The organism is Methylobacterium sp. FW306-05-D, assembly GCF_058782155.1.
Genome location: NZ_JBYSXL010000038.1, coordinates 1 through 26,258 on the forward strand (window position 1 = coordinate 1; position 26,258 = coordinate 26,258).

Here is a 26,258-nt window from a genome sequence, read left to right on the forward strand (position 1 = left end):
GTGCTCACCTGGGACGGTTCCTCGGGGGGCTGGGGCGGCACGGCGGATCACCGTCCGAGCCAGAACGTTTGGCCGGGGTCTTGGTGCCTTCGGGGCGGCGGGGCCATCGGGGCCGCCGCATGGCTGCCGCGCGGGCCGGCCGGCGCGCTCGTGCCACAATTCCGGGGAACCGTGACCGGGCGCCGACCTGGCGGCGCGGTCGGGAGCGGAGCAGCGGCAGCATGCACGAGACGCGTCGCCGCATCGTCCAACTCGCGCTCCTCGGCGCCCTCCTCCCGGTCCGGACCGCGGCGGCCGGGACGGGTTCCGATCCCGGTCCGGCCTCGCCCCAGGCCGACGTGACCGAGCGGGCGGATTTCGCCGAGCGGGCCGACGCCCTGGTGCGGCCCTACGCCCGGGCCGGGATCTTCTCCGGCGCCGTGATCGTGGCCCGCGACGGGGCGGTGCTGTTCCGGCAGGCCTACGGCGCCGCGCAGCGCGAATGGTGCGTGCCCAACACCCCCGAGACCCGGTTCCGGATCGCCTCCCTGACGAAGCAGTTCACGGCCGCCGCGATCCTGACGCTGCAGGAGGCCGGGCGGCTGCATCTCGACGACCCGGCCGCGCGGCACATGCCGGGCCTGCCGACGACCTGGGCGCCCATCACCCTGCGGATGCTCCTCGACCACACGGCGGGCCTGCCCAACGTGACGGCGCTCCCCGACTACCCGACCACCCTCGCCCGGGCCGCTCGGACCCCGATGGGGGTGGTGGGCCGACTGTTTCGCGAGGAGCTGCTGTTCCCGGCGGGCTCGGCCCAGGAATACAGCAACACCGGCTACATCCTCCTGGCGGCGATCGTCGAGCGCGCCGCCGGCGCGCCCTTCGCCGAGGCCCTGAACCGCCTCGTCCTCGCTCCCGCCGGCCTCGCGGACACGGGCGACGCCGACCCCGAGGCGGTGATCGCGCGGCGCGCCGCGGGCTACCACCGGGTCGCCGGGCAGTGGCGGAACGCGCCGCCCGTGGTGCCGGCGGCCGCGCTGGGGGCCGGCGGGCTCGTCTCCACCCTCGACGACCTCGTGGCCTGGGACGCCGCGCTGTTCTCCGGCCGCGTCCTGCGGCCGGCCGCGCTCGCCGAGATGGTCCGGGACGGCGGCCACGGCTACGGGCTCGGCCTCTATGTCGGCCGGGCCTACGGCGAGCGCCTCCTGTCCCATGGCGGGTTCCTGAACGGCTTCTCGGCGATCAAGGACAGCTATCCGGATCTCGGTCTGAGCGTGGTGGTCCTCGGCAACACCGAGACCGCGCCGGCCCAGACCCTGTCCCGCCGCCTCGGCGCCCTCGCCCTCGGGCGGCCGGAGGCGACCGAGATCGCGGTGCCGGCCGCCGTGCTCGACCGCTACGTCGCCTTCTACCGGACCGGTCCGCGCGCCGTGGTGTCCCTCGCCCGCGAGGGGGACCGGCTCGTCGCCCGCGGGGCCGGCCCGGGGCGCCTCGTCCTGGCGCCGGAGAGCGACCGCGTCTTCGTGGCCCCGGACGGGACCCGCATCGCCCTCGACATCGAGCCCGACGGCCGGGCGACGGGCCTGCTCCTCGACCTGGCCGGCGGCGCCCGTTCGGGTCCGCGCATCGACGCCCAGACGGCGCGGCGCATCGGCAACCGCCGCCTGGCGCGCCTGACGCCGCCCTGAGACCGGTCCGGGTCGCCAATCCGTCCGAACGGGTCTACCATCCGGCCCGCGCCGCGACGCCATCGGGCGCACCGATCATCCGAGCCGCGCCCGTCCGTTGGCCAAAAGTCCACCTTGATTTGGCGCGGCGTCTGGCCTTGGCTGCGGCCCATAAGAACAATCAGGAGGATACGCGATGAACAAGCCGGAATTTCTCAACCAGGGTACGAAGTCGCCCTTCTCGGCGCGCTACGAGAACTTCATCGGCGGCCAGTGGGTCGCGCCGGTGGCGGGACGCTACTTCGAGAACACCTCCCCGATCACCGGCCGGGTGATCTGCGAGGTCGCCCGCTCGGATGCCGCCGACGTCGACAAGGCCCTCGACGCCGCCCATGCCGCCAAGGAGGCCTGGGGCCGCACCGCGCCGGGCGAGCGCGCCCGCATCCTGAACAAGATCGCCGACCGGATGGAGGAGAACCTCGACCTGATCGCGCTGGCCGAGACCTGGGACAACGGCAAGCCGATCCGCGAGACGACCCACGCCGACATCCCCCTCGCCATCGACCATTTCCGCTACTTCGCCGGCTGCGTCCGCGCGCAGGAAGGCTCGATCTCCGAGATCGACCACGACACCGTCGCCTACCACTTCCACGAGCCCCTCGGCGTCGTCGGCCAGATCATTCCGTGGAACTTCCCCATCCTGATGGCGGTGTGGAAGCTCGCCCCGGCGCTGGCGGCCGGCAACTGCATCGTGCTCAAGCCCGCCGAGCAGACCCCGGCCTCCATCCTCGTGGTGGTCGAGCTCATCGCCGATCTGCTGCCCGCGGGCGTGCTCAACATCGTCAACGGCTTCGGCCTCGAGTGCGGCAAGCCGCTGGCCTCCTCGCCCCGCATCGCCAAGATCGCCTTCACGGGCGAGACGACGACGGGCCGGCTGATCATGCAGTACGCCTCGCAGAACCTGATTCCGGTGACGCTCGAGCTCGGCGGCAAGTCGCCGAACATCTTCTTCGCGGATGTCGCCAACGAGGATGACGACTTCTTCGACAAGGCGCTGGAGGGCTTCACGATGTTCGCCCTCAACCAGGGCGAGGTCTGCACCTGCCCGAGCCGCGCCCTGGTGCATGAGTCGATCTACGACCGCTTCATGGAGCGGGCGATCAAGCGCGTCGAGGCGATCACGCAAGGGTCCCCCCTCGATCCCGCCACGATGATCGGCGCCCAGGCCTCCTCGGAGCAGCTGGAGAAGATCCTCAGCTACGTCGACATCGGCCGCCAGGAAGGCGCCGAGTGCCTCACCGGCGGCGAGCGCAACGTCAAGGAGGGCGAGTTCGCCGAGGGCTTCTACATGAAGCCCACGGTGTTCAAGGGCCACAACAAGATGCGCATCTTCCAGGAGGAGATCTTCGGCCCCGTCCTCTCGGTGACGACCTTCAAGGACGATGCCGACGCCCTGAGCATCGCCAACGATACCCTCTACGGCCTCGGCGCCGGCGTCTGGACCCGCGACGGGAACCGCGCCTACCGCTTCGGCCGCGCCATCCAGGCCGGCCGCGTCTGGACGAACTGCTACCACGCCTACCCGGCCCACGCGGCCTTCGGCGGCTACAAGCAGTCCGGCATCGGCCGCGAGAACCACAAGATGATGCTCGACCACTACCAGCAGACCAAGAACATGCTGGTCAGCTACTCGGCCAAGAAGCTCGGCTTCTTCTAGGACCCGTTCAGGCCACGCAGACCCGCGTGAGACTTGCCCCGGCCGGATGACGGCCGGGGCTTTTTCGTCTTCCGCCCTATCTCTCCCGAATGACCCGCCCCGGAGACCGCCCGATGAGCGAGACCGCCCTCGACCCGACCACCGCCGACCAGGCCGGCGCCGACGGGACGCCCCTGCGCGTCACCGCGACCCCCGCCGCCATCGCGCTCATCGAGGAATTGCGGGCCGAGCACGGCCCCGTGATGTTCCACCAGTCGGGCGGCTGCTGCGACGGCTCGTCGCCGATGTGCTATCCCGTGGGCGATTTCCTCACCGGCGACAGCGACGTCCATCTCGGCACCGTGGCTGGGGCCGATTTCTGGATCAGCCGGCCGCAATTCCAGGTCTGGAAGCACACGCACCTCATCCTCGACGTGGTGCGCGGCCGCGGCGGCATGTTCTCCCTGGAGAACGGGCGCGACCAGCGCTTCCTGATCCGCTCCCGCGTCTTCACCGAGGCCGAGAACACGGCGCTGGAGGGCGCCTGCCGGATCTGAGGCCTCAGGTCCGCGGCTTGGCCGCCCCGCCGGCATTGCAGCGCTTCATCGCCGCGAAGGCGTCGGCGGCGCCGGTCAGGTCGAACCCCGCTTTCCAGCCCTTGCCCTTGATCAGGATCTCCTCGGATTCCGCGGCCCTCTCGGCAAGGGGGGCCGGCAGGGTCCCGACGAGCTGGGTGCCGTTGCCGGTCCAGGTCGACTTGGCGCTCACGGTCTTGCCGCCGAGTTCGGTGGCGGCCACGATCTTCTCGTCCCTGTCGTGCCGCCACTTGCCGTAGGTCAGCACCACGACGAGCGCCTTGTTCTCCAGCGCGAAGGTGACGGCATTGTCGGCGTCGTCATCGTCCTCGTCGACATAGGCCCGCACGATCACGCAGGACGGACTGCCGGTGATGCTGGTGGCCCGCTCCACCTGCCAGCCGTTCAGGCTCTCGAACAGGGGACGCTCCTGGGCCCCCGCGACCCCTGCGGGAACGAGACCGGCGAGGAGGCCGAACAGCCAGGACCGGGTCGGCGACGGGCGCTTCATGAGGGGGGCTCCGGTTGGAATGGGGGTTTGGTCGCGGCTCAGAGCTTGGCGCCGGGCACCGGCGGCTCCGCCGGCTCCGTCGGCTTGGCCGCCGACCTGGCGGCCTCGCGGGCATCCATGAAGGTGGCGAAATCCTCGGGCGTCCGGGTCGAGAATGCCAGGATGGGCTGCGGATCGTCCGAGAGGTCGCGGAAGGCGGCGCAGAGCTCGCCGTCCGGCTTGGCGAAGGTCGGCTGCAGCTTGCCCTGGATCTCGCCCAGGACCGGCGCCATCTCGGGCGCCAGGGCGGCGAGCTTGGCATCGAAATCGGCCCGCTGCCGCGCCGTGGTGGGGATCTCGCAACTGGCGAGGAGCTTCTGGAAGATCAGGCCCATCCCGTAGACCTTGATCCGGGTCTCCGGGGGCCGCGCGGCCGCCCTCTTCTCGCTCTGGCGCCGCTCCGTCTCGGCCGCGAAGGCTTCCGGGGACAGGACGAGGTACTGGCCGAGGGCTGTGCCGAACCCCGCCGCATCGTCCGGCTTCGGGCAGAACGGCTCCTTCGGGTCGTTGAAGCGCTTGCCGAGTTCGATGTCGATCAGTGCCTGGATCGGGCTCATCTCCGGGCGCATCGCCGCGAGCTTGGCGTCGAGCTCGGCCCGCTGCTTGCCCGTGCTCGCGACGTCGCAATCCTTCAGCGCCTTCTGGAAGAAGAGCCCGCTGGCATAGTTGGCGATCCGCCCCTCCGACGGGAGTTCCGCCGCGGCCTCCGCCGGACCTCCGTTGCAGCGCTTCAGGGCGTCGAAGGCTTGCGCGAAGGCCGGGATCTTGAAGTCGGCGTCGCCGTCCTTGAAGCGCAGCACGATGGCGTCGGCGTCGAGGAGATGGGGCAGGAGCGTGTCCGGGAACTCGCCCGTCATCTGGGTCCCGTCCGCCTTCCACTTGGAGCGCGGGTCGATCACCTTCCCCCCGGCCAGGAGCACGACGGTCCGGTTGCCCTTGTCGTGCGACCAGCCCTGGTAGCCGAGGGAAAGGATGAGCAGGCCGGGATGGGTGGCCACGACCACCGAGCTGGCATTCTCGTCGTCCGGGTCCTGGTAGCCGCGCGCCATCAGGCACTTGGCCTTGTCGCCCCCTCCGCTGCGGCTGATCTCCCAATCCTTGACCTTGGCGACGGGAACGTCCTTGGCCGACGCGGCGGTCGCGCCGAACCCGAGCCCGGCCGCGAGCAGGGACACCAGAAACCGGGAGAACATGGGCAGCTCCGCATCGCCTGCGCGTCCGGGGACAGGTGCCCGGGTCAGGTTTGCCGATGTAGCGTGCCGAGCGTGGAGAAAGTCTTGCTCCGCCCGGCCTCGCCAATGTTCGCGTCGGTCAGAGCTAATGAAGGCGTAATGTCGCGCAGTCCGGAGGCCGTCGAATCTCACCGCCGGTGCGGATCGATACTGATTCCTGCCTTCGCCGGGGCGGCGACTGGCACATCTTCGCGCCGAAGCGGATCGAACAGGGGCGTCCGAGGCCGTTCGCGGTCGCGTTCCGGTCACGTCGAAGGCCCGTTCGCCCGCGCCCGAGGGCTGGCGAACAGGGTCGCCGAAAGAGGACGGCCAGACGTGAGGGTGCCGAGGTCACGCCTCTGTGCGGCCTCGTCGCTCCCCGGGCGGCCCGGGGAGCGACGTTCCGGTCACGGCGACCCGATCGGCCGCGCCGCCCGTTCGTTCAGGCGCGGCTGACGCTGGCCGCGGTGATCTCGGAGAGCTTCGTGGCGCCGACCTGCCGCATGATGGTCTCGAACTCGCGCTGCATGATCGCCAGCACCGCCGTGACGCCGGGCTCGCCGAAGGCGGCCAGGCCCCAGACGTAGGGGCGGCCGATGCAGACGGCGTCGGCGCCGAGGGCCAGGGCCTTGATGACGTCGGTGCCGCGGCGGATGCCGCCATCGACGAGGACGGGCACCCTGCGGTTGACCGCCCTGACCACCTCCGGCAGCGCATCGATCGTCGCTTCGAGGCTCTCCTCGGCGCGGCCGCCGTGGTTCGAGACGATCAGGGCGTCGATGCCGTAGTCGAGGGCCTTCCGGGCATCCTCGTGGGTGACGATGCCCTTGAGGACGAGCTTGCCCTTCACGATGCCCCGCAGGCGCTTCACGTAGTCCCAGGTCATGCCGGTGCCGTAGAGGTTGGTGACCTTCGACACGTCGATGCCGTCGAACATCGGCTTGCGGCTGACCTCGTTCTTGAAGCCGGGGGTATGGCAATCCGAACAGTTGCGCGTGTCCAGCCGGCGCTCGCGGAAGAGCGTCTCGGTGTTGCGGCCGCCCTGGCGGTCGACCGTGAGCACGATGGCGGGGGCGCCGGCCTTCTCGGCCCGCTTCACCAGGGCCTCGGTCACCGCCCAGTCGTCGGTGGGGTAGAGCATGTACCAGACCGGCGCGCCGCGCTCCTTGATCACGTCCTCGATCGCGGTGCTGCCCACGGTGGACAGGATCATCTGGTGACCCTTGACCTTGGCGCCGCGCGCCACGGCCGACTCGGCCTCGGGGTGGAAGGCGCCCTGGCTGCTCACCGGGGCCAGGACGATCGGGCTCGCCCAGGTCTCGCCGAAGATCTTCACCGTGGTGTCGATCCTGCGCACGTCGATCAGGCGGCGCACCCGGATGCGAATCTTCTCGAATCCCTCGCGGTTCGCCTTCAGGGTCTCGTCGCCGTCGACGCCGCTGGCGAGGTAGCCGTAATGGGCCGGAGGCAGGGCCTTCTTCGCGGCCGGTTCGAAATCGAAGACGTTGAGGGCCTGGCTCGGATCGTCGATGATCGCGCCGATATTGGCGGGAGACTGGCGCAGGACGTCGTAGCTCTGGGCCATGGCGGCCTCGCTGCCGAGGACCGAGAGACCGGCCAGCGCGCTCGCCATCGATGGCGCCACCACGGGGCTGGCCGACAGGAACTCCAAGAACGCGCGGCGGTGAATTCGTTTTTCAGTCTCGGAGCCGGACTGACGGGGAAACGTCTTGGACATGAGGCAGGCTCACAGAACGATCTCGTGGAGATGTTGTCCTGCACCAATCGTGTTGCGCTGCGCAAGCTCCGCAAGTGGATCTATATTTCTATATGTCCATAAGATTCGAGAGATATAGTACTAAGATCAGTATTCACGCCCTATCGGGTGCGTCGGAGGCTCGCGGAGCAAGGTCTCGTCAGTCGAGAATTCGCAGCCGTTCCCTCCCGCTCTGCGTCGAGCGCAGCGCGATCAAGCTTCGACGACTCGGTTTTCGCGGCGGGCGTCAGGCGTCGCGCGGGTCGAGGGCGGCACCGGCCGGACCGCGATATCCGGAGGCGAGCACGTAGAGCTCGCTCGAATCGGCCCGGCTCGCGTTCGGCTTCACGTGGCGGACGCTGGCGAAGTCGCGTTTCAGGTCGGCCAGCAGGGTCCCCTCGGTGCCGCCCTGGAACACCTTGGCGAGGTAGGACCCCCCAGGCGCCAGGATCTCGCGGGCGAACTCGGCCGCCGTCTCGGCCAGGCCGATGATGCGCAGGTGGTCGGTCTGCTTGTGGCCGGTGGTGTTGGCGGCCATGTCGGAGAGGACGAGGTCGGCTGGGCCCCCGAGCAGGTCCGTCAGCAGCTTCGGCGCCTCGGGGGCGAGGAAGTCCAGGGTGATGAAGTCGACGCCGACCATCGGCTCGATCTCGAGGAGATCGATGCCGACGATCTTGCCGCTGGCGCCGACGATCTTGGCCGCCACCTGGGACCAGCCGCCCGGGGCCGCGCCGAGATCGACGATGCGCTGGCCGGGCTTCAGCAGCTTGAAGCGCTCGTCGATCTCGATGAGCTTGAAGGCCGCGCGCGAACGGTAGCCCTCCCGCTTGGCCCGGGCCACGTAGGGGTCGTTGAGCTGGCGCTCGAGCCAGCGCTTCTGCGAGGCGGTGCGGCCCCGCCCCGTCTTGACCCGCTGCTTGAGTTCGCCGCGCAGACCCGCGCCGGCACCACGCCTGTCACTCACCGGTAGCTCCCACGGCGCCAGACGCCGTCCTCGCGCATCATGTTCATCAAGAGGCCCTCGCGCAGGCCGCGATCGGCGATGCGCAGGCGATCGGAGGGAAACGCCCGCCGGATCGCCTCCAGGATGGCGCAGCCCGCCAGCACCAGGTCCGCGCGGTCGCGCCCGATGCAGGGATTGTCCGCGCGCTGTTCGAGCCGGGTGTCGAGGAGGTCGTCGATGGCCTCGCCGACATCGGCGTCGCTCATCCACAGGCCGTCGACCCGCCGGCGCTCGTAGCGGGCGAGGCGCAGGTGCATCGCCGCCAGCGTCGTCACCGTACCGGAGGTGCCGAGCAGGTGGAAGTGCCGGGCATTGGCCGCCGGCGCCGCCCGGATGGCGAAGCGCGCCAGGAGGTCGGCCACCTCCTCCACCATGCCCTCGAAGGTCAGGCGGGTGACGTTCGAGCCGCCATGGCGCTCGGCCAGGGTGACGACGCCCACGGGCAGGGAATCCCAGGCGCGGATGCGCAGGGTCGGGTCGGCGGAGGGGTTCGTGGCCGCCCCGTCGAGCCAGGCGATCTCGGTGGAGCCGCCGCCGATGTCGAAGATCACCACCGATTCGGAGTAGGGGTCGGCCAGGGCGGCGCAGCCCGTCACCGCGAGGTAGGCCTCGGTCTGGCGGTCGACGATCTCGAGGTCGAGACCGACCTCGTTGCGCACGCGCTCGACGAACGCGGCCCCGTTCACCGCGAGGCGGCAGGCCTCGGTGGCGATGATCTTGGCGCGCACGACGCCGCGGGCCTGCATCTTGGCCTTGCAGACCCGCAGGGCCTCGAGGGTGCGCTCGATGGCGGCCTCGCTCAGGCGGTCGGAGCTGCCCAGGCCCTCGCCGAGGCGGACGATGCGCGAGAAGGCGTCGACGACCCGGAAGCCGTGGCTGGCCGGCTCGGCTACGAGGAGGCGGCAATTGTTGGTGCCGAGGTCGAGGGCGGCATAGGCGCTGCGACGGTTCGCGCGTCCCGGGGTGCCCGGCGCATCGGCGTGCGCGTCCGGTGCCGATGACGGCGTCTTCCCGCCGCTCGGGCGGGCCGGCATGGTCGCGGCGCTCTCTTCCCTCATCGGCCGAGCCGAAATCCCCGATCGTGGTCCCAGGCGGAGAGCCGGACCAACACGTTCTCGCGACGCTACAGGTCTCCCCGGTAAACTGCAAAGCCTCGATCGCCGGGGCGCACGGATCGGGGATGATTTCGGCGGCTGGAACGGAGCGTCAGCCGAGCTTGCCCGCGGCGGCCATGCGTGGCACCGGCCGGAGCAGGCTCTTCACCTGGGAGAAGGGACGGGGCCGGTTGATCACCTCGTCGAGGCGCGACCACAGGGTCTTGGGCGAGAACGGCTTGGCGATGATCTCGTTGACGCCGAGCGATATCGCCCGGTCGACCACGTTCCGGCGCGGCTGCGCCAGCATCAGGATGATCGGTACGGTGGGCGACGGCGAGGTGGTAGGCGTCCGGGCGAGCCGGATGAACTCCTCGCCGGAGAGGATGGCGAGATCCCAGTCGATGATCGTCAGGTCGGGCTTGCTCTCGGCCAGGACGCCGAGGGCCTCCGCCCCGTCCGGCGCCTCGAGGACCCGCTTGATCCCGACGCGCATCAGCATGTCGCGCACGATGCGGCGGATATACAGGCTCTCGTCGACCACGAGCGCGGAGAGATCCGGAAAACTCGGCGTGGCGATCATCGGTGCGGCGTCGGACCCGGTGGCTCGGGGCGGACCTGCCCCGTGCCCACCCTAGCGGCCGAGACTTTGCGTTTTGCTAAGATCGGCCGGACAATCGATTCGATCGGGCCGTCGGAGAATTGCCCAAGGCGCGGGCACCGCGGCCGGCACGGGCACGGGTGCGTAAAAAAGCTACGCATTTTGCCGCAGGAAAGTTACGGAACCCTCGCCAACCGGGACAGATGCATCTTGCGATCAAGGCGTCTTTCAGTCAGGACTAAGGCGTTATTCTTGGTCACCGCTGCTGGGAGTAATGATAGTGCGGAGCGTGGGCTGTCTGGGATGGCGCGCACGCGGTTATCGAAACTGATGGTCGGCGGACGGTTTTTGCGAGCTTTCTATGGGACGTGGTCGTGATTTTCGGGGGCCGCAGAAGCGCGGCTTCGATGAGGGTGGAGCCGAGCCGCGTTGGCCGGATCAGGCTCCTCCGAGCGGCGGTGGCTACGGTGGTGGTTTCGGCGGTGGCGGCGGTTTCGACCGTGGTCCGTCGCGCGCCGCCGCGGCACCCTCTGGACCGGAGCGCGATGCGACGGTCAAGTGGTTCAACAAGGAGAAAGGCTTCGGTTTCGTCGAGCTGGCTGACGGCTCGGGCGATGCCTTCCTCCACATCCGCGCCGTCGAAGCCGCTGGCCATGCCGACCTCCTGCCCGGCACGCGCCTGACGGTTCACACCGCCCAGGGCCAGAAGGGTCCGCAGGTGACCGACGTCACCAGCGTCGACACCTCCACGGCCGAGGCCGCTCCCATGCGCGACGCGCGTCCGCCCCGCAGCGGCGGCTTCGGCGGCGGCGACCGCTTCGGCGGTGGCGGCGGCTATGGCGGCGGTGGTGGCTACGGCGACCGCGGTGGCGATCGTGGCGGCGGCCGCTTCGCCAGCGGCCCGTCCACCGAGATGACCGGCACCGTGAAGTGGTACGACCCGGCCAAGGGCTTCGGCTTCGTCTCCGTCAACGACGGCGGCAAGGACGTGTTCGTGCACCGCTCCGCCCTCTCCCGTGCCGGCCTCGACTCCCTGGCCGAAGGCCAGCAGGTCGTCCTCGGCGTCGTCGAGGGCCAGAAGGGCCGCGAGGCCCAGAGCATCAACGTCGACGATTGATCGTCCCGGGCTGGCCGCGCTGCGGCCACCTTTCACGGCATGACTGAAGCGGCGGCCCCCATCCGGGCCGCCGTTTCGCGTTTCACCCCATGACATCGCCATGACATCGCCTTCGGAGACCGGGATGCGGACCGCCCTCCTCGCACTGATCGGCCTCGCCGGCCTGGCGGCCAACGCCCCGGCCGCGGCGGAGGACTTCACGGGTTTTTATGCCGGCGTGAATGCGGGCTACGGCTTCGAGACCGGCGGGCGCGATCGGCCCGGGCTCGCCGCGCCGGGTGCGCCGGGCGACGGCCCCGCGACTGCGGCGGATGCCGGGCTTCCGCCGAGCGCCCGCGACGCGTCCCGCGCCCTGCAGTCGCGCAACCGCGCGTCCCAGGGCGCCGCCGCCCTCCCTCGCTGAGGGACCGGCCGGCGGGGTCTTTCCGCGGGCTCGCCCACAACGGGAAAGGGCCGCCCTCGCGGGCGGCCCTTTCCGTATCGTCGACGATGACCCGGTGGGATCAGCGCGAGTAGAACTCGATCACGAGGTTCGGTTCCATCTGGACCGGGTAGGGAACCTCGCCGAGGTTCGGCACGCGGGTGACGCGGGCCGTCATCTTGGAGTGATCCACCTCGATGTAGTCGGGCACGTCGCGCTCGGCGAGCTGCGCGGCCACGACGACGATCTCGAGCTGCTTCGAGGAATCCTTGACCTCGATCAGGTCGCCCGGCTTCACGAGGTAGCTGGCGATGTTCACGCGCTGGCCGTTGACCTTGACGTGGCCGTGGTTGACGAACTGACGGGCCGCGAACGGGGTCGGCACGAACTTCGCGCGGTACACGACGGCGTCGAGGCGGCGCTCGAGCAGGCCGATCAGGTTCTCACCGGAATCGCCGCGCAGGCGGATCGCCTCGGCGTAGTAGCGGCGGAACTGCTTCTCGGTGATGTTGGCGTAGTAGCCCTTGAGCTTCTGCTTGGCGCGCAGCTGCGTGCCGAAGTCGGACATCTTGCCCTTGCGGCGCTGGCCGTGCTGGCCGGGGCCGTACTCGCGGCGATTCACGGGGCTCTTCGGGCGGCCCCAGATGTTCTGGCCCATGCGGCGATCGAGCTTATGCTTCGCCTGAATGCGTTTTGACATCGCGGTTCCTCTCGCAATGGAGATCTATCGAGGAACGCGCCCTCCTCTTTCCGCCGGGCCCGGGAGCCTGAAGCGGAACGACAGGACGGACATTGCCGCCCACGGGTGCGCTTGAAAATGCAGCGGGGCCCCTCGTCGGAGCCCCGTTACCGGCGCCTCGTTAGAGCACGCCACCGCCGCCGTCAATGCCGAGCCGGCTGCCGATCGTCTATTGCAGGCCAAGGGGCATGGCCTCGACGGCGACGCGGCCGATGCCGCGCTCCTCCAGGGAGCGGCGCAGCGGCGAGGTCAGGCCGGCGCCGCTCGTGAAGGCGCCGAGCACCGCTGCGTCGTCCCGGCCCGGGGCGCGGGGGCTCGGCCCGATCAGCTGCGTCACGCGCCGGGCGATGGCGGGCGCGGGGTCGATCCAGGTCACGGGCCAGGGCGCGAGGGCCTGGAACCGGGCGAGCAGGAGCGGATAGTGGGTGCAGGCGAGGCAGACCACGTCGGTGCGCCGGCCATCCTCCAGGGTGACGAAGCAGGGTGCGATCTCGCGGGCCAGGGCCGCGTCGTCGACGGGCAGCCCGGCCAGTTCGGCTTCGGCGAAGCCGGCGAGGTTCGGGGCGCCCACCAGGGTGACGGCGCACGCCCCCGCATAGGTCTCGATGAGTTCGTGGGTGTAGGCGCGGGCCACGGTGCCGGGGGTCGCCAGCAGGCTGACCACCCGGGAGCGCGTCGCCTCCGCCGCCGGCTTGATCGGCGGCACCACGCCGACGAAGGGCGTCGCGAAGCGCTGGCGCAGGGCGGGCAGGACCAAAGTCGAGGCGGTGTTGCAGGCCACCACGACGAGATCCGGGGCGTGGAGGCCGATCAGGCGCTCCATCACGCCAAGCACCCGCTCCACCAGCACCGGCTCGGACAGGCGCCCGTAGGGAAAGGCGGCATCGTCGGCGGCGTAGACGTAGGCGGCATCCGGCCGGGCGCGCCGGACCTGTTCGAGCACCGTCAGGCCGCCCAGCCCGGAATCGAACACCAGGATGGTGGGCGCCGGCGCCACGTTCCGCGCCACCGCCGCCGTGGTCGCTCCTGCCATGAGATCGATCCGCATCCGAGCCCGGCCCGACTGTCCCGCGTCAACGGGTCAATGTCGGCCCCGGAGGGTTAAGGGGTGGTCACCGTGGCGGCAAAAAGGCGATCGATCCGGCGGCGGAGCGTGGCCGCGACGAAGGACCCCGCCGGGCTTCCGTTGCCGAATGCGCGCGCGGCCATATCTCCCCTCTCACGTTCGAGTTTGAACATCCGAGTCTGGGAGTGGTCGCCATGGCAGCGACGGCAGCGTTTCGCGAGACCTCTGGGGCCGAGCCCGGTCGATCCGCCTTCCCGCCCCCGCCCCTCTCGGCTGCCCCGGTGGATCGCGCGGCCTGGATCGCGGCCTTCCACCATGTCCGCGACGAGACCGAGCGCCGCGCCGCGCCGCTCTCCCCGGAGGACCAGCAGGTCCAGTCGATGGCCGATGCCAGCCCGACCAAGTGGCACCGCGCGCACACGACATGGTTCTTCGAGCAGTTCCTGCTGCGCGAGTATCTGCCGGGCTACGCCATCTACGACGAGCGGCTGCACTACCTGTTCAACTCGTACTACGTCGCCGCCGGTCCGCGTCAGCCGCGCATCCTGCGCGGCCTGATCACCCGCCCGACGGCGGACGAGGTCGCCGCCTACCGCGCGCATGTGGACCGCGCCGTCGCCGCGCTCCTCGGCCAAGCCTCGGCGAGCGCCCTAGAGGCGGTGCTCCCGGTCCTCGAGATCGGGCTCTACCACGAGCAGCAGCACCAGGAACTGCTGGTAACCGACATCCTGCATGCCTTCGCGCAGAACCCGCTCGGACCGGCCTACGACGCAGGCTGGCGCTTTCCCGAGGCCCAGGGCCGGTCGGGCAAGGCCGAGCTGCGCCGGGGCATCGAGCCGATCGGCCATGCCGGCGAGGGCTTCTCCTTCGACAACGAGTCGCCGCGCCACGATGCGCTGATCCAGGGCGGCACCATCGACCGGGCCCTGGTCACCAACGCGCAGTGGCGCGACTTCATGGCCGATGGCGGCTACGCGCGCCCCGAACTCTGGCTCTCGGACGGCTGGATCGCCGCCCAGGCCGAGGGCTGGGAAGCGCCGGGCTACTGGCGGGAAGCCGAGGGCGGCTGGGCCAGCATGACCCTCGCGGGCATCCGCCCGGTCGATCCCGCCCTGCCCGTCACCCATATCAGCTACTACGAGGCCGACGCCTATGCCCGCTGGGCCGGGCGGGACCTGCCCACCGAGTTCGAGTGGGAGGTGGCGGCCCGCGCCGACCTGCTCGGCGACGCCTTCGGGCTGGTCTGGCAGTGGACCCGCAGCGCCTACACCGCCTACCCGGGCTACCGCCCGGTGGACGGGGCACTCGGCGAGTACAACGGCAAGTTCATGTCGAACCAGTTCGTCCTGCGCGGCTCCTCGGTGGCGACGCCGCGGGGCCACGCGCGGGTCGGCTACCGCAACTTCTTCTATCCCCATCAGCGCTGGCAGTTCACGGGCCTGCGCCTGTCGGACGCCCGGGCCTGACTCCCCGACCCCGTTCCCTGAATCGTCGCGTACCCGGAGACGTCCCTTGACCATCAATCCCGTCTTCACGGACGCGACCCCGATCGCCGCCATCGACGCCGAGCGCCAGTTCCTGGACGACGTGCTGGCCGGCCTCTCGGCGCCGCAGAAGTTCCTCTCGGCGAAGTACTTCTACGACGCGGCGGGCTCGGACCTGTTCGAGGCGATCACGCGGCAGCCGGAATACTACCCGACCCGCACGGAGCTCGGCATCCTCGATGCGCAGGGAGCCTCCATCGCCGCCGCCCTGCCGGCGCGGGCCAACCTGGTCGAGCTCGGCAGCGGGTCGACCATCAAGGTCCGGCGCCTGATGGCGCATCGGCCGGATCTGGCCGCCTACGTGCCCGTGGACGTCTCGGAAAGTTTCCTCCTGAGCGAGGCCGAAGCCCTCGCCCGCGATTTCCCGACCCTGACGATCGCCCCGGTCGCGGCCGATTTCACCCGCGCCTTCACCCTGCCCGCCGGCCTCTCCGAGGGACCGGTGGCCGGGTTCTTCCCCGGTTCGACCATCGGCAATTTCGAGCCGCCGCAGGCGACCCGGCTCCTCGCCCATTTCGGGCGGGTGCTCGGCGCCGGCGCGACCCTGATCATCGGCGTCGACCTGGTGAAGGAGAAGGCGCTGCTCGATGCCGCCTATGACGACGCGGCCGGCGTGACGGCGGCCTTCAACCGCAACCTGCTCGTGCGGATGCGGCGGGAACTCGGCGCAGAGGTCGATCTCGACGCCTTCGCCCACCGGGCCTTCTTCAATCCGGAGGCGTCCCGCATCGAGATGCATCTCGTCAGCCTGAAGGCGCAGACGATCCGGATCGCCGACCGGGCGATCGCCTTCGCCGAGGGCGAGACGATCCACACCGAGAACAGCTACAAGTACACGGTCGAGCGGTTCCGTGCCCTGGCGGGCGAGGCCGGCTGGCGGGCCGAGGCGGTCTGGACCGATCCCGACCGGCTGTTCTCGATCCACGCCCTCCGGCGGGGCTGAGGGATCAGCTCTTCTTCTCCATCATCGCCTTGACCTGCATCAGCTGGTCCCAGAGCTGGCCCGGCGAGGTTCCGAGGAAGTCGAGCGCGGCGGTGACGCCCCAGTAGATCCCGACGACGATCAGCGGGACGAGAATCCAGCCCAGGATCTCCTCGCCCCGCCGGCGGCGTCTGCGCCGCAGGCGGCGCTGCTCGCGGGCCGTGAGCTTGGGGGCCGGGGGCTGCTTGGTCGCGATCGGCGTGAGGGGGCCCTCGTGCAAGTCGTTCATCGGGGACGCCCCTCCTCAACCGATCTCAGCGATGGGGAGGCGTATCCGGCCAGTCTCTCGCAGTACCCGCTCTCCGTTCCCGCGCTTGCTAACCATCCGGCGACCCCGTGTCGACCGCCGGACGCGGTTTTTCCGCCACCCGCGGGGCCTGAAAAAAACGGCCCCTCCCATCGGGAGAGGCCGGTTCGATGCTCGCTGGTCCGCCCCGGGCCGATCGCCGTGACCGGTCCCGGGCCGTGACCCCTTAGGCCTTGACCAGCGGCACCTTCGGAACGGTGCGGACGCCGCCGGACCCGCCGCTCGGGCCGCCCTTGTCGTCGCGCTTGTCGTTCGTCTTGCGGGCGGAGGCCTTGGCCTTCGTGCGCTTGTGCTTCTTGGCCGCGTTGGCGACGTCCTTCTCGGGCTTGGGCGTGACCGGACCGGCCGGGAACTCGAAGCCGAGCCCGTCCTTCTCCGCGCCCTCGCCCTTGCGCAGGACGACCCGAACCGCGCCGCCATCCTTCAGCCGCCCGAACAGGACCTCGTCGGCCAGGGGCGTCTTGATGGTCGACTGGATCAGGCGGGCCATCGGCCGGGCGCCCATCGCGTCGTCGTAGCCGTTCTCGGTCAGCCACTCGCGCGCCTCGTCCGAGAGCTCGATGGTGACGTTGCGGTCGGCGAGCTGCGCCTCGAGCTGGAGGACGAACTTGTCGACCACCTTCGCCACCACGTCCTTCGGCAGGTGGCCGAAGGAGATGATCGCGTCGAGCCGGTTGCGGAATTCCGGCGCGAACAGCTTGTTGATCGCCTCGACGTCGTCGCCCGTGCGCTTGGCCTGGGTGAAGCCGTAGGCCGAGCGCGCGAGGTCGGAGGCGCCCGCATTCGTGGTCATGATAATGATCACGTTGCGGAAATCGACCTGCTTGCCGTTGTGATCCGTCAGCTTGCCGTGGTCCATGACCTGCAACAGGATGTTGAACAGGTCCGGATGCGCCTTCTCGATCTCATCGAGGAGCAGCACGCAGTGCGGGTGCTGGTCAATGCCGTCCGTCAGCAGGCCGCCCTGGTCGAACCCGACATAGCCGGGGGGCGCGCCGATGAGCCGGCTGACCGTGTGCCGCTCCATGTACTCCGACATGTCGAAGCGCAGCATCTCGACGCCGAGGGAGGCGGCGAGCTGCTTGGCGGCCTCGGTCTTGCCGACGCCGGTGGGGCCCGCGAACAGGTAGGAGCCGATCGGCTTGTCCGGATCGCGCAGGCCGGCACGGGCCAGCTTGATCGCCGAGGTCAGGGCGTCGATGGCGTTCGGCTGACCGTAGACGACCCGCTTCAGGTTCTCGGTGAGGTTCTTGAGAACCACCGCGTCGTCCTTCGAGACGGTCTTCGGCGGGATGCGGGCCATGGTGGCGATGGTCGCCTCGATTTCCTTGACGCCGATGGTGCGCTTGCGGCGCGCCTCCGGCACCAGCATCTGCGAGGCGCCGGTCTCGTCGATGACGTCGATCGCCTTGTCCGGCAGCTTCCGGTCGTTGATGTAGCGCGCCGACAGCTCGACCGCGGCCTTCACGGCCTCGGTGGTGTACTTGAGCTTGTGGAACTCCTCGAAATACGGCTTCAGGCCCTTCACGATCTCGATCGCGTCGGGAATCGACGGCTCGTTGACGTCGATCTTCTGGAAGCGGCGCACCAGGGCGCGGTCCTTCTCGAAGTACTGGCGGTACTCCTTGTAGGTGGTCGAGCCGATGCAGCGTAAGCTGCCGTTGGCCAGCGCGGGCTTGAGGAGGTTCGAGGCGTCCATCGCCCCGCCGGAGGTGGCGCCGGCGCCGATCACCGTGTGGATCTCGTCGATGAAGAGCACCGCGTTCGGATGCGCCTCGATCTCCTTCATCACCTGCTTCAGGCGCTCCTCGAAGTCGCCGCGATAGCGGGTGCCGGCCAGCAGGGTGCCCATGTCGAGGGAGAACACCGTGGCCTCGATGAGGACCTCGGGCACCTCCTTGTTGATGATCTTGCGGGCGAGGCCCTCGGCGATGGCGGTCTTGCCGACGCCGGGCTCGCCCACGAGGAGCGGGTTGTTCTTCTGGCGGCGGCAGAGGATCTGGATCGTGCGCTGCACCTCGGCCTCGCGGCCGATGAGCGGGTCGATCCGGCCGTCGCGGGCCTTCTTGTTGAGGTTGACGCAGTAGGCCTCGAGGGCGTCGCCCTTCTTCTTCGTGCGGCCCTCGCCCTCGTCGCCGCTCGGACGCTCGGAGGCGGATTCGTCATCCGCCCCGCGCACGGGCTTGGCCTCGGAGGCGCCGGGTCGCTTGGCGATGCCGTGGCTGATGTAGTTGACCGCGTCGTAGCGCGTCATGTCCTGCTCCTGCAGGAAGTACGCGGCGTGGCTCTCGCGCTCGGCGAAGATCGCCACCAGCACGTTCGCGCCCGTGACCTCCTCCCGCCCGGAGGACTGCACGTGGATCACCGCGCGCTGGATCACCCGCTGGAAGCCGGCCGTCGGCTTGGCATCCTGGCGGCCGTCCCCGATCAGGTTCGACAACTCGGTGTCGACGTATTCCACGAGGCTGCGCTTGAGCGTGTCGACCTCGACGTTGCAGGCCCGCATGACGGCCGCCGCGTCCTGATCGTCCACGAGGGCGAGCAGGAGATGCTCCAGCGTCGCATATTCGTGCCGGGGCTCGCCGGCGAGCGCCAGGGCGCGGTGGAGAGCTTGTTCTAGGCTGCGAGAGAAGCTGGGCAAAGCGTGGCCTCTGTGTGGGGTGCCTATTTCTTTTCCATAACGCACTGGAGAGGATGTTGGTGTTTGCGGGCGAAGTCCATGACCTGCGTCACCTTGGTCTCCGCAACTTCGTACGTGAAGATCCCGCACTCGCCGACACCGTTGTGGTGCACGTGCATCATGATCTGAAACGCGACTTCCTGCGACTTGTTGAAGAATTTCTCGACGACGTGGACGACGAACTCCTGGGGTGTGTAGTCGTCGTTCAGCAAGAGAACCCGGTAGAGGCTCGGTCGCTTGGTCTTCGGCTTGGTGCGGGTGATGATGGCGGTCCCGGACCGTCCGTCATCCGTACCGCCGGGCTCGCGTGGCTCGTCCGCCGCCCGCACATCCGCGAAACGCCGGTGAAGACTGTGGATCTCGGGGCCGTCCGCGCGTGAGGATTCGCTGCCCCGTATCAGGACGTCGGTCATCTGAATCGCATCGACCCCTTGGTGCGGCATGCTGCTCGTTGGCTGCTCATCCGCGGGTCGCGCCGGCGAGGCGCGCTCGCATCGCCAGTAATCTATAGGGCGTTCGGTCGCTTCGCCAGTCGGCTGCGCGCACTTGTCCGAGACTGCCACGGTCCGGCATTGCGTGGGGGCTTTCGGGGCACCGGCCCCCGTCGCCAGGTCCTGAACGCGGAGGGCCCCGCGCGATCGCTCGCACGGGGCCGGAGGGGAGAATCGGGAAAGCCTCCTTGGCGCGGCCCGACCGCGCCCGGGAGGCCGGACGTCAGGCGGCCTTCTGGTCGACCGCCGGGAAGCCGGGGAGCTTCGGGAAGGAGTTCAGGTCGAATGCCTTCGGGTTGAAGAACGTCTTGGGATCGAAGAAAGCCTTCGGATCGAACAGGGTCTTCATGTCGAACGGCGCCTGGGCCTGCAGCGGGGCGCCGACCTCCTGGGCGAGGCCCTGGTAGAGCTCGATCATCACCTTGGCCTGGCTCTGGAGGCGCTCGAAGGAGGCCTTGAGGTACTCGGCCTGGATCTCGAGGGCGGCCTGCAGCGTCCGGGCCCCGGCCAGCTTCTTCATGGTCTCGGCGCCGGCGCTGTAGGATTCCTTGGCGAAGTCGGCGATCTCGATGCCGGCCGTCTGGTTGGTCTTGGCGAGCGACGAGACGCCCTTCATCATGGTGGCGAGGCCGGTCTTGTTCAGCTCGGCGGCCTTCTCGTACATTTGGGTCATCTGGTGATCCTTCCGCCCCGTGGGGCTTACCCTGATGTGCCGGGCAGATGCCCGCGAGGCCGAACGCGGCCCGTGCCGTTTATGTGTGCGATGCACCATGAAACGTCAAGCGATATATTGCAGTGCACCATGGGCCGCGATCCGGCGAATTGGTCCCGCAGCATTAACCGGGCCGTAACTGCGTCCACCTAGCCTGATTGACAGATGTTGCGGGGTAACGGCGGCACGGTCGCCCTCCCCGCCGAGATGTTGCGGTGCAAGCCGGCCCGCGGGTCGTGCATGTCGAGGCAGTGAGTCGTGATGCGTAGCCATACTCCCCGCGACGGCCGGGCGCCCGCCAGGGTTCCCGCTCTCACGGCCGCGATCGCGGCGGCGGCCGTTCTGGCCGCCCTCGCCTCTCCGGCCGAGGCGCGCCGCGGCCATCACCATCGCGGTGGCGGGGGTGGCGGCTACAACCCGCCCTACGCCGCCATGGTGGTGGACGTGAAGACGGGCAAGACGCTGCACGCGATCAACGAGGATTCGCTGCGCCACCCGGCCTCGATCACCAAGGTGATGACCCTCTACATGCTGTTCGAGCAGCTGGAGCGCGGGCGCTACACCCTCGAATCGCCGCTCACGATCTCGTCCTTCGCCGCCTCCCAGGCGCCCTCGAAGCTCGGCCTGCGTCCGGGCTCGACCATCGAGGTCGAGGACGCCATCAAGGCGATCGTCACCAAGTCGGCCAACGACGTGGCCTGCGCCATCGGCGAGAACATCGCCGGCTCGGAATCCCGCTTCGCCGAGATGATGACGCAGAAGGCCAAGGCGCTCGGCATGAGCCGCACCCACTACGCCAACGCCTCCGGCCTGCCGGATGCGGACCAGATCACCACGGCGCGCGACCTGACGATCCTCGCCCGGGCGATCCAGGACCGCTTCCCGCGCTACTACCGCTATTTCCAGACCCGCTCCTTCGCCTTCCGCGGCCGGGTCATCGGCAACCACAACCGTCTCCTCGGCAACGTCCAGGGCGTGGACGGAATCAAGACCGGCTACACCCGCGATTCCGGCTTCAACCTGATGACGGCGGCCAAGCTCGACGACCGCCAGATCGTGGCGATCGTGCTGGGCGGCAAGTCCGGCGCCAGCCGCGACCGCATCATGGCGGACCTCGTGCGCCAATCCCTGCCCCGCGCCTATGCGGGCGCCCGCCAGACCCCCGCCACCACCGAGGTCGCCGAGCGCGCCCGCCCTGCGGTGGTCGCCGACGGCGCCTCGCGTACCCGCACCCAGGTCGCCTCCGCGGACGACGAGGAGGACGTGGAGACCACGGCCTCGACCCTGCGCGCCGGCCAGCCCCTCGACATCTCACCGAACCGCAGCGCCACGACGACCCCCGGCAGCGCCGGCATGAAGTGGCGCTCCGGTGCGCTCCCGGCCTCGGCCCAGGCCTATGCGCCCGCGAACGGGCAGGCCGCCTTCCCGGCCGGCGGCAAGACCGACGCCCGCCTCGCGTCCGTCGACGGCCCGCGCAGCGAGGGCCCGAAGCCGGTGGCCGGCGCGCGCATCACCCCCACGGCCTGGGTGATCCAGCTCGGAGCCATGGACGACGAGGACAAGGCGAAGTCCATGCTCTCCGAGGCCCGCAGCCGCGTCGGCAGCACGCTGGCCAAGGCGTCGCCCTACACCGTGAAGGTCGAGCATGGCGGCGCCACGCTGTTCCGGGCCCGCTTCTCGGGCTTCGCCGAGCAGGACACCGCGCAGGACGCCTGCAACGCCCTGAAGCGTAACGGCTTCAACTGCTTCGCCACCCGCAGCTGAGTTCACGCTGACGGGTTCGCAAGGGACCGGGATCGCCGTCGCGCGACCCGGAACAGCAGACGGCCGCCCGGGCTCCTGTCGCCGGACGGCCGCACCTTCGACATTCCCTGTCTGGCAACGCGCGTGGAGTATCAGCGATGTCGGTTGTTAAGCCTGTCACGGGCCGCGTTGACGCGGGCCGCCTGCTCGGCCGTGCCTCCCTGGTCGGGGTGCAGCCGTTTCATCAACGTCCGGTGAGCCGCGCGGACCTGCTCCAGGGTCGCCCCGCGCTCAAGCCCCAGGATCTCATAGGCCTCCTGCTCCGTCATCGCCCCTGGATACGCCGCGCGGCGCGGCCCCGGGTCGGGATCGCCCTGAGCGTGTACACGCCATCCGGGATGCCGGCGGTCGAGATACGCCTCTAGGCGCCGCGCCGTCGCCGCGTCGCGTCCGAACAGGGCGAGGAGGGCGGGCAGCGGAATCACCGAGAGCGGCTGACCGGCATAGGGCCCGGCCAGGGCGACCCCCTCCCCGGCCGCATCGAAGCGGATGGTCGCGCCCGTGAGCCGCCGCGGATCGTAGCGGGCGGCGAAACCCCGCACCCGCTTGTCCAGGCCGCCCACGCCTTCGTGGAGCCAGACGGCACCGGCGCCGAAGAGGATCGCGAGCTCGATGCGGCCCCGCACCAGGAACAGCCCCGCCGCCGCCAGGGCGACGTAGCCGCCGACCCGGCGCAGGACGCGGCTCGTCAGGGCGGGGTGCCGCAGGCGCAGGGTCCGCCCGAACCACCAGACCAGAAGAAGGGCGACCGCTCCGGCGAGAAAGGTCACCGGCCGATGCCGTACTCGGCGCCGACCCGGCCGCCGACGCGCAACTTCACGCCGCCGAGGTCGCGAAAGCCCTGCGCGTCCGGTGCCGACGGTCTCGGACGGGCGCTCGCGCATCCCGGCTGCGGCGGCAGGCGGACCCCTTCGGGCGCGTTCTCGGGGCAGAGATGCGGCGGCGTGCGTTCGACCGCGCCGGCACTGAGGACGCCGGCGAGCCAGAGCAGGACGACGAGGGGAGAACGGGGCCGGATCATGGATCGCCTTCGCTGATCGATCCGTCGCTTTAGCGAGCGCCGCGCGTCGTGACGAGGGGGCGGCCTCAGAGCCGGCTCTCCGCCACGTCGGTGGTGGTCACGCGGACGCGGCGCGTTCGCCCGTCGCGCTCCACGGTGAGGTCGATCGCGTTGCCGAGGCCGGCGGCCTCCATGGCGGCGGTGAGGTCCGCGAGGCGGTGGACCGGTCTGTCGCCGGCCCCGACGATGATGTCGCCGATCTCGCCCGTCTGCGCATCGACCCCCTGCAGGCCGGCGGCGGCGGCGGGCGAGCCGCGCAGCACGCGCAGGACCACGACGCCGTCGATGCCGAGCCGGGCGGCGGTGGCTTCCTGCCCGGCGATGATGCCGATGCCGGGATTGCGGGTCCGGCCGTTGCGGATCAGCTCGGGCACGACCCGGTTCACCACGTCGACGGGGATCGCGAAGCCGATGCCGGCGCTGGCGCCGGAGGGGGAGAAGATCGCGGTGTTGACGCCGATGAGGCGGCCGGCGGAATCGAGGAGCGGTCCGCCGGAATTGCCCGGGTTGATCGCCGCATCGGTCTGGATCACGCCCGAGAGCTCGCGGCCCGCGCTGGTGGGCAGGCGCCGCTGCAGCGCGCTGATCACGCCGGTGGTGAGGGTGTGGTCGAGGCCGAACGGGTTGCCGATGGCGAAGACCGATTGCCCGACCTTCAGGTCGGACGAGGTGCCGACCGCCAGGGGCTGCAGCGGGGCGGTGGTCCGCCCGAGGCGGAGAACCGCGAGGTCGTAGCTCGGCGCGGCGCCGACGAGGGTGGCCGACACCACCTCGCCCGAGGACAGGCGCACGGCGACGGAGCTGCCCCCTTGCGCGGCGGCCGCGACCACGTGGTTGTTGGTGACGATGTGCCCGGCCGCGTCCCAGATGAAGCCCGTTCCCGTCTGCGAGCCGCCGCCCTGCTCACCGGTCTCGTCGTCCACCCCCATCAGGGCCCGTCCCCTGGCCGCGGCCTGGACGAAGACGTGGACCACCGACGGGCTGGCCCGGGCGAAGAGGTCCACGGTCGCGGTCTCGGCCGGCGCCAGGTCGCCCCGGGCGGTGATCGCCCGCGGGGCATCGGCGGAGAACAGGAAGCCGGTCAGGTAGGGCTGCGCCACGAAGAGCGCGAGCAGGACGAGGGCCGCCCCGGCCGCCCAGCGCAGGAACCGATCCGCCGGCCGCGGCGGGTAGGAATCGGGCATGTGTCATCCTCTTCACCATGCGGCGAAATCCGCAGCGCAACGGCGCCCCATTAACTGGGCGGTGACGCAATGCCCTTCAACTGGAGAGGTCCCGTCACGGATCAGGGTGCGACAGCACACCGAAGGCCGTGACGACCAAAGATAAACATCGGCTCGACAGTGTCAGTCGAAGCGACAAACAGAACGAGAGGGCGTCCAAAAGCAGCCATATTCTGCGCGCTGATCAACAACGGTGTGCTTTGTATGAGGGAGGGAGCGTTCAGGCCCGGATGATGATTTCATCCTCGTCCGAAATGACCTCAAAGCTGCCTTAGAGATGCTTCCATTCACCCGGATAGACGTCCCGCAGCGAATGTTCAGGTTCGAGGTCGTACAGACCTCTCGCCGGACATCCGGCATCGCGGGGAACGACCCTCACGATTGAAGGAATTGAGACCCATGGAAACCCAAGCCCTGGAACGCCCCGCCGATCTGACGATCTGGCGCACCGCTCCGGTCCCGGCGCCCCTCGCCCAGCCCGCCCGCTACCGCACCCTGCGCGAAGCCATCGAGGCCGCGGCCGGCGCCCTGTCCGATCCGGCCAAGCAGCCCTGGATCATCACCGAGGACGGCGAGGTCCTCTCGCCGAACTGGATCCGCACCTACCTGAACTGAGAGACTTCGCCGGCGCGTTCCGCGCCCGTCGCCCCGCGAGCCGACCGCCGCCCCGTGCGCGGCCGGCCCGCGCGCCTCCGCGAGAGGCCGCCATCGATCTCCTGCGGCGCCCCATGCCGAGCTTGGCTCCGCGACCCCGCCTTGTCGGTCGCGTGCAGGTCCATCGACCCGCCGATATCACCTTCCCCGAATCGAAGCGCCGGCCGCGACGCGACCGTCCCTGCGGCGGCCGTGCTCCTCGGCCTGTGCCGGCTCGTCCGGACGGCGCACGAAAAAAAGGCCGCTCCGAAGAGCGGCCCGAAGTCTAGGGAGGAAACGCCCAAGAAGGGCTGCTGAACCGCGACGCCATCGCAGTCCTGCAATGCACAATTTAAAGTGCGTCGCACAAAATGCAAGGGCTTTGCACGTCGTTCAAGGCAGATTCTTCCTCCGGCCCGTCCGGCCTCCGCGAGTCGGCCCGGCCCGCGGCGTCGCCCTCCCGGCGGCGGCTAGTGCTCGCTCAGAAGCTGTGCGATCTCCGCCTTGAGCGCGTCGGAGAGGTCCTTGCGCTCCAGCGCGTAGGCGATGTTGGCGGTGAGGAAGCCGAGCTTGGAGCCGGTATCGTAGGTCCGGCCCTGGTAGTGCATGCCGAAGAAGGCCTGGTCCTTGGCGAGCTTGATCATGGCGTCGGTGAGCTGGATCTCGCCGCCGGCACCGGTCTCGCCGTGGGACAGGATGTCGAAGATCTCGGGCTGGAGGATGTAGCGGCCCGAGATGATGAAGTTCGACGGCGCCGTGCCGGCCTTCGGCTTCTCCACCATGCCGTTGATCTCGAAGGTCTGGCCGAAGGTCTGGCCGACGCCGACGATGCCGTACTGGTGCGTCTCCTCGGGCTTCACCTCCTCGACCGCGATGACGTTGCCGCCGTGGCGCTCGTAGGCGGAGAGCATCTGCTGCATGCAGCCGCGGCTCAGCATGTCGGGCAGCAGCACCGCGAAGGGCTCGTCGCCGACGATCTCCCGGGCGCACCAGACCGCGTGGCCGAGGCCGAGGGGCGCCTGCTGGCGGGTGAAGCTGGTCTGGCCGGCGGCCGGCAGGTCGCGCTTGAGGGCCTCGTAGGCCTCGGTCTTGCCGCGCTCCTGCAGCATCCGGTCGAGCTCGAACGCGACGTCGAAATGGTCCTCGATGACCGCCTTGCCGCGTCCCGTCACGAAGATGAAGTGCTCGATTCCCGCCTCCCGCGCCTCGTCGACGACGTGCTGCACCACGGGCCTGTCGACGACGGTGAGCATCTCCTTCGGAACCGCCTTGGTGGCCGGGAGGAAACGGGTGCCCAAGCCGGCGACGGGCAGGACGGCTTTGCGAATCGGTTTCATCAAGCGGG

25 protein-coding genes are annotated in these 26,258 nt (G+C 69.9%); 9 read left to right on the forward strand and 16 right to left on the reverse strand.

The features are described from left to right. Nucleotides 1-221: 221 nt before the first annotated feature. The 3 genes from AC3WLN_RS14115 (at nucleotide 222) to AC3WLN_RS14125 (ending at nucleotide 3,902) form a co-directional block, all read left to right on the forward strand. Nucleotides 222-1,670: a serine hydrolase gene (locus AC3WLN_RS14115; RefSeq protein ID WP_492482184.1), complete on the forward strand. Its 1,449-nt coding sequence runs from the start codon at nucleotides 222-224 to the stop codon at nucleotides 1,668-1,670. 175 nt (nucleotides 1,671-1,845) lie between these two features. After that, complete coding sequence (adh, locus tag AC3WLN_RS14120) at nucleotides 1,846-3,366, forward strand: aldehyde dehydrogenase (RefSeq protein WP_492482186.1); 1,521 nt, start codon at nucleotides 1,846-1,848, stop codon at nucleotides 3,364-3,366. Between the two features lie 113 nt (nucleotides 3,367-3,479). Next, nucleotides 3,480-3,902 (forward strand): DUF779 domain-containing protein, encoded by a 423-nt coding sequence (locus tag AC3WLN_RS14125; RefSeq protein WP_463776140.1) that lies wholly within the window; start codon nucleotides 3,480-3,482, stop codon nucleotides 3,900-3,902. A 4-nt stretch (nucleotides 3,903-3,906) separates the two neighbouring features. Here the strand turns inward: AC3WLN_RS14125 and AC3WLN_RS14130 are convergent, their stop codons facing one another. From AC3WLN_RS14130 to AC3WLN_RS14155, 6 genes are all read right to left on the reverse strand, one after another. Next, nucleotides 3,907-4,431 carry a hypothetical protein gene (locus tag AC3WLN_RS14130; protein WP_492482188.1) on the reverse strand — a complete coding sequence of 175 codons (525 nt, stop codon included), beginning with the start codon at nucleotides 4,429-4,431 and terminating at the stop codon, nucleotides 3,907-3,909. Nucleotides 4,432-4,469: 38 nt separating this feature from the next. Next, on the reverse strand, nucleotides 4,470-5,663 hold the full coding sequence (locus AC3WLN_RS14135) for a hypothetical protein (protein ID WP_492482190.1): 1,194 nt from the start codon (nucleotides 5,661-5,663) through the stop codon (nucleotides 4,470-4,472). Between the two features lie 460 nt (nucleotides 5,664-6,123). Continuing rightward, nucleotides 6,124-7,314 (reverse strand): alpha-hydroxy acid oxidase, encoded by a 1,191-nt coding sequence (locus AC3WLN_RS14140; protein WP_492482192.1) that lies wholly within the window; start codon nucleotides 7,312-7,314, stop codon nucleotides 6,124-6,126. Between the two features lie 370 nt (nucleotides 7,315-7,684). Continuing rightward, nucleotides 7,685-8,401 carry an RlmE family RNA methyltransferase gene (locus AC3WLN_RS14145; protein ID WP_463776136.1) on the reverse strand — a complete coding sequence of 239 codons (717 nt, stop codon included), beginning with the start codon at nucleotides 8,399-8,401 and terminating at the stop codon, nucleotides 7,685-7,687. Further along, a complete protein-coding gene (locus AC3WLN_RS14150) occupies nucleotides 8,398-9,498 on the reverse strand; it encodes a Ppx/GppA phosphatase family protein (RefSeq protein ID WP_492482194.1) in 1,101 nt (366 codons plus the stop codon). Before AC3WLN_RS14150 ends, AC3WLN_RS14145 begins: the two co-directional genes overlap by 4 nt. Nucleotides 9,499-9,646: 148 nt before the next feature. Beyond that, nucleotides 9,647-10,117 (reverse strand): response regulator, encoded by a 471-nt coding sequence (locus tag AC3WLN_RS14155; RefSeq protein ID WP_056189093.1) that lies wholly within the window; start codon nucleotides 10,115-10,117, stop codon nucleotides 9,647-9,649. Nucleotides 10,118-10,496: 379 nt separating this feature from the next. Here AC3WLN_RS14155 and AC3WLN_RS14160 point away from each other — a divergent pair, with 379 nt between their 5' ends. Beyond that, nucleotides 10,497-11,252 carry a cold-shock protein gene (locus tag AC3WLN_RS14160; protein ID WP_492482197.1) on the forward strand — a complete coding sequence of 252 codons (756 nt, stop codon included), beginning with the start codon at nucleotides 10,497-10,499 and terminating at the stop codon, nucleotides 11,250-11,252. Nucleotides 11,253-11,352: 100 nt separating this feature from the next. Further along, nucleotides 11,353-11,655: a hypothetical protein gene (locus AC3WLN_RS14165; RefSeq protein WP_492482198.1), complete on the forward strand. Its 303-nt coding sequence runs from the start codon at nucleotides 11,353-11,355 to the stop codon at nucleotides 11,653-11,655. A 100-nt stretch (nucleotides 11,656-11,755) separates the two neighbouring features. On the opposite strand, the gene rpsD is transcribed toward AC3WLN_RS14165, so the two are convergent. After that, nucleotides 11,756-12,373: a 30S ribosomal protein S4 gene (gene rpsD, locus AC3WLN_RS14170; RefSeq protein ID WP_055953400.1), complete on the reverse strand. Its 618-nt coding sequence runs from the start codon at nucleotides 12,371-12,373 to the stop codon at nucleotides 11,756-11,758. Between the two features lie 208 nt (nucleotides 12,374-12,581). After that, on the reverse strand, nucleotides 12,582-13,460 hold the full coding sequence (murI, locus tag AC3WLN_RS14175) for a glutamate racemase (protein ID WP_492482200.1): 879 nt from the start codon (nucleotides 13,458-13,460) through the stop codon (nucleotides 12,582-12,584). A 212-nt stretch (nucleotides 13,461-13,672) separates the two neighbouring features. On the opposite strand from murI, the gene egtB reads away from it, so the two are divergent. Both egtB and egtD read left to right on the forward strand, forming a co-directional pair. Further along, nucleotides 13,673-14,944: an ergothioneine biosynthesis protein EgtB gene (gene egtB, locus AC3WLN_RS14180; protein WP_492482202.1), complete on the forward strand. Its 1,272-nt coding sequence runs from the start codon at nucleotides 13,673-13,675 to the stop codon at nucleotides 14,942-14,944. 46 nt (nucleotides 14,945-14,990) lie between these two features. After that, nucleotides 14,991-15,965, forward strand: a complete 975-nt coding sequence (gene egtD / locus AC3WLN_RS14185; protein ID WP_492482203.1) for an L-histidine N(alpha)-methyltransferase — start codon at nucleotides 14,991-14,993, stop codon at nucleotides 15,963-15,965. Between the two features lie 4 nt (nucleotides 15,966-15,969). Here egtD and AC3WLN_RS14190 read toward each other — a convergent pair whose 3' ends face one another. The 4 genes from AC3WLN_RS14190 to AC3WLN_RS14205 all read right to left on the reverse strand — a co-directional run bounded on the left by AC3WLN_RS14190 (nucleotide 15,970) and on the right by AC3WLN_RS14205 (nucleotide 20,155). Further along, complete coding sequence (locus AC3WLN_RS14190; protein WP_492482205.1) at nucleotides 15,970-16,233, reverse strand: hypothetical protein; 264 nt, start codon at nucleotides 16,231-16,233, stop codon at nucleotides 15,970-15,972. Nucleotides 16,234-16,477: 244 nt separating this feature from the next. Further along, a complete protein-coding gene (gene clpA, locus AC3WLN_RS14195; protein WP_492482207.1) occupies nucleotides 16,478-18,952 on the reverse strand; it encodes an ATP-dependent Clp protease ATP-binding subunit ClpA in 2,475 nt (824 codons plus the stop codon). A 23-nt stretch (nucleotides 18,953-18,975) separates the two neighbouring features. Continuing rightward, nucleotides 18,976-19,404, reverse strand: coding sequence for an ATP-dependent Clp protease adapter ClpS (gene clpS / locus AC3WLN_RS14200; RefSeq protein WP_492482209.1), 429 nt, complete (start codon nucleotides 19,402-19,404; stop codon nucleotides 18,976-18,978). Nucleotides 19,405-19,705: 301 nt separating this feature from the next. Next, a complete protein-coding gene (locus AC3WLN_RS14205; protein ID WP_492482211.1) occupies nucleotides 19,706-20,155 on the reverse strand; it encodes a phasin family protein in 450 nt (149 codons plus the stop codon). 300 nt (nucleotides 20,156-20,455) lie between these two features. On the opposite strand from AC3WLN_RS14205, the gene AC3WLN_RS14210 reads away from it, so the two are divergent. Further along, entirely contained in the window at nucleotides 20,456-21,958 is a 1,503-nt protein-coding gene (locus AC3WLN_RS14210; protein WP_492482213.1) for an SPOR domain-containing protein, read from the forward strand. Nucleotides 21,959-22,089: 131 nt separating this feature from the next. On the opposite strand, the gene AC3WLN_RS14215 is transcribed toward AC3WLN_RS14210, so the two are convergent. The 3 genes from AC3WLN_RS14215 to AC3WLN_RS14225 form a co-directional block, all read right to left on the reverse strand. Beyond that, nucleotides 22,090-22,767, reverse strand: a complete 678-nt coding sequence (locus AC3WLN_RS14215) for a J domain-containing protein (protein WP_492482215.1) — start codon at nucleotides 22,765-22,767, stop codon at nucleotides 22,090-22,092. After that, the gene (locus AC3WLN_RS14220) at nucleotides 22,764-23,018 is read right to left on the reverse strand and encodes a hypothetical protein (protein WP_492482216.1); all 255 of its coding nucleotides are present in this window, start codon (nucleotides 23,016-23,018) and stop codon (nucleotides 22,764-22,766) included. Before AC3WLN_RS14220 ends, AC3WLN_RS14215 begins: the two co-directional genes overlap by 4 nt. A 65-nt stretch (nucleotides 23,019-23,083) precedes the next feature. Next, complete coding sequence (locus AC3WLN_RS14225) at nucleotides 23,084-24,241, reverse strand: S1C family serine protease (RefSeq protein ID WP_492482218.1); 1,158 nt, start codon at nucleotides 24,239-24,241, stop codon at nucleotides 23,084-23,086. A 438-nt stretch (nucleotides 24,242-24,679) separates the two neighbouring features. Here AC3WLN_RS14225 and AC3WLN_RS14230 point away from each other — a divergent pair, with 438 nt between their 5' ends. Then, nucleotides 24,680-24,895, forward strand: coding sequence for a hypothetical protein (locus AC3WLN_RS14230; protein ID WP_055953370.1), 216 nt, complete (start codon nucleotides 24,680-24,682; stop codon nucleotides 24,893-24,895). 488 nt (nucleotides 24,896-25,383) lie between these two features. Here AC3WLN_RS14230 and galU read toward each other — a convergent pair whose 3' ends face one another. Next, on the reverse strand, nucleotides 25,384-26,250 hold the full coding sequence (galU, locus tag AC3WLN_RS14235) for a UTP--glucose-1-phosphate uridylyltransferase GalU (protein WP_447675494.1): 867 nt from the start codon (nucleotides 26,248-26,250) through the stop codon (nucleotides 25,384-25,386). Between the last annotated feature and the right edge of the window lie 8 nt (nucleotides 26,251-26,258).

Excerpts from the sequence above, each read along its gene's own strand:
- AC3WLN_RS14115 (WP_492482184.1), top strand. The coding sequence starts at position 222 with ATGCACGAGACGCGTCGCCGCATCGTCCAACTCGCGCTCCTCGGCGCC.
- adh (WP_492482186.1), top strand. The coding sequence starts at position 1,846 with ATGAACAAGCCGGAATTTCTCAACCAGGGTACGAAGTCGCCCTTCTCG.
- AC3WLN_RS14125 (WP_463776140.1), top strand. The coding sequence starts at position 3,480 with ATGAGCGAGACCGCCCTCGACCCGACCACCGCCGACCAGGCCGGCGCC.
- AC3WLN_RS14130 (WP_492482188.1), bottom strand. The coding sequence starts at position 4,431 with ATGAAGCGCCCGTCGCCGACCCGGTCCTGGCTGTTCGGCCTCCTCGCC.
- AC3WLN_RS14135 (WP_492482190.1), bottom strand. The coding sequence starts at position 5,663 with ATGTTCTCCCGGTTTCTGGTGTCCCTGCTCGCGGCCGGGCTCGGGTTC.
- AC3WLN_RS14140 (WP_492482192.1), bottom strand. The coding sequence starts at position 7,314 with ATGGCGAGCGCGCTGGCCGGTCTCTCGGTCCTCGGCAGCGAGGCCGCC.
- AC3WLN_RS14150 (WP_492482194.1), bottom strand. The coding sequence starts at position 9,498 with ATGAGGGAAGAGAGCGCCGCGACCATGCCGGCCCGCCCGAGCGGCGGG.
- AC3WLN_RS14155 (WP_056189093.1), bottom strand. The coding sequence starts at position 10,117 with ATGATCGCCACGCCGAGTTTTCCGGATCTCTCCGCGCTCGTGGTCGAC.
- AC3WLN_RS14160 (WP_492482197.1), top strand. The coding sequence starts at position 10,497 with ATGGGACGTGGTCGTGATTTTCGGGGGCCGCAGAAGCGCGGCTTCGAT.
- AC3WLN_RS14165 (WP_492482198.1), top strand. The coding sequence starts at position 11,353 with ATGACATCGCCTTCGGAGACCGGGATGCGGACCGCCCTCCTCGCACTG.
- rpsD (WP_055953400.1), bottom strand. The coding sequence starts at position 12,373 with ATGTCAAAACGCATTCAGGCGAAGCATAAGCTCGATCGCCGCATGGGC.
- murI (WP_492482200.1), bottom strand. The coding sequence starts at position 13,460 with ATGCGGATCGATCTCATGGCAGGAGCGACCACGGCGGCGGTGGCGCGG.
- egtB (WP_492482202.1), top strand. The coding sequence starts at position 13,673 with ATGGCAGCGACGGCAGCGTTTCGCGAGACCTCTGGGGCCGAGCCCGGT.
- AC3WLN_RS14190 (WP_492482205.1), bottom strand. The coding sequence starts at position 16,233 with ATGAACGACTTGCACGAGGGCCCCCTCACGCCGATCGCGACCAAGCAG.
- clpS (WP_492482209.1), bottom strand. The coding sequence starts at position 19,404 with ATGACCGACGTCCTGATACGGGGCAGCGAATCCTCACGCGCGGACGGC.
- AC3WLN_RS14205 (WP_492482211.1), bottom strand. The coding sequence starts at position 20,155 with ATGACCCAAATGTACGAGAAGGCCGCCGAGCTGAACAAGACCGGCCTC.
- AC3WLN_RS14210 (WP_492482213.1), top strand. The coding sequence starts at position 20,456 with ATGCGTAGCCATACTCCCCGCGACGGCCGGGCGCCCGCCAGGGTTCCC.
- AC3WLN_RS14220 (WP_492482216.1), bottom strand. The coding sequence starts at position 23,018 with ATGATCCGGCCCCGTTCTCCCCTCGTCGTCCTGCTCTGGCTCGCCGGC.
- AC3WLN_RS14225 (WP_492482218.1), bottom strand. The coding sequence starts at position 24,241 with ATGCCCGATTCCTACCCGCCGCGGCCGGCGGATCGGTTCCTGCGCTGG.
- AC3WLN_RS14230 (WP_055953370.1), top strand. The coding sequence starts at position 24,680 with ATGGAAACCCAAGCCCTGGAACGCCCCGCCGATCTGACGATCTGGCGC.
- galU (WP_447675494.1), bottom strand. The coding sequence starts at position 26,250 with ATGAAACCGATTCGCAAAGCCGTCCTGCCCGTCGCCGGCTTGGGCACC.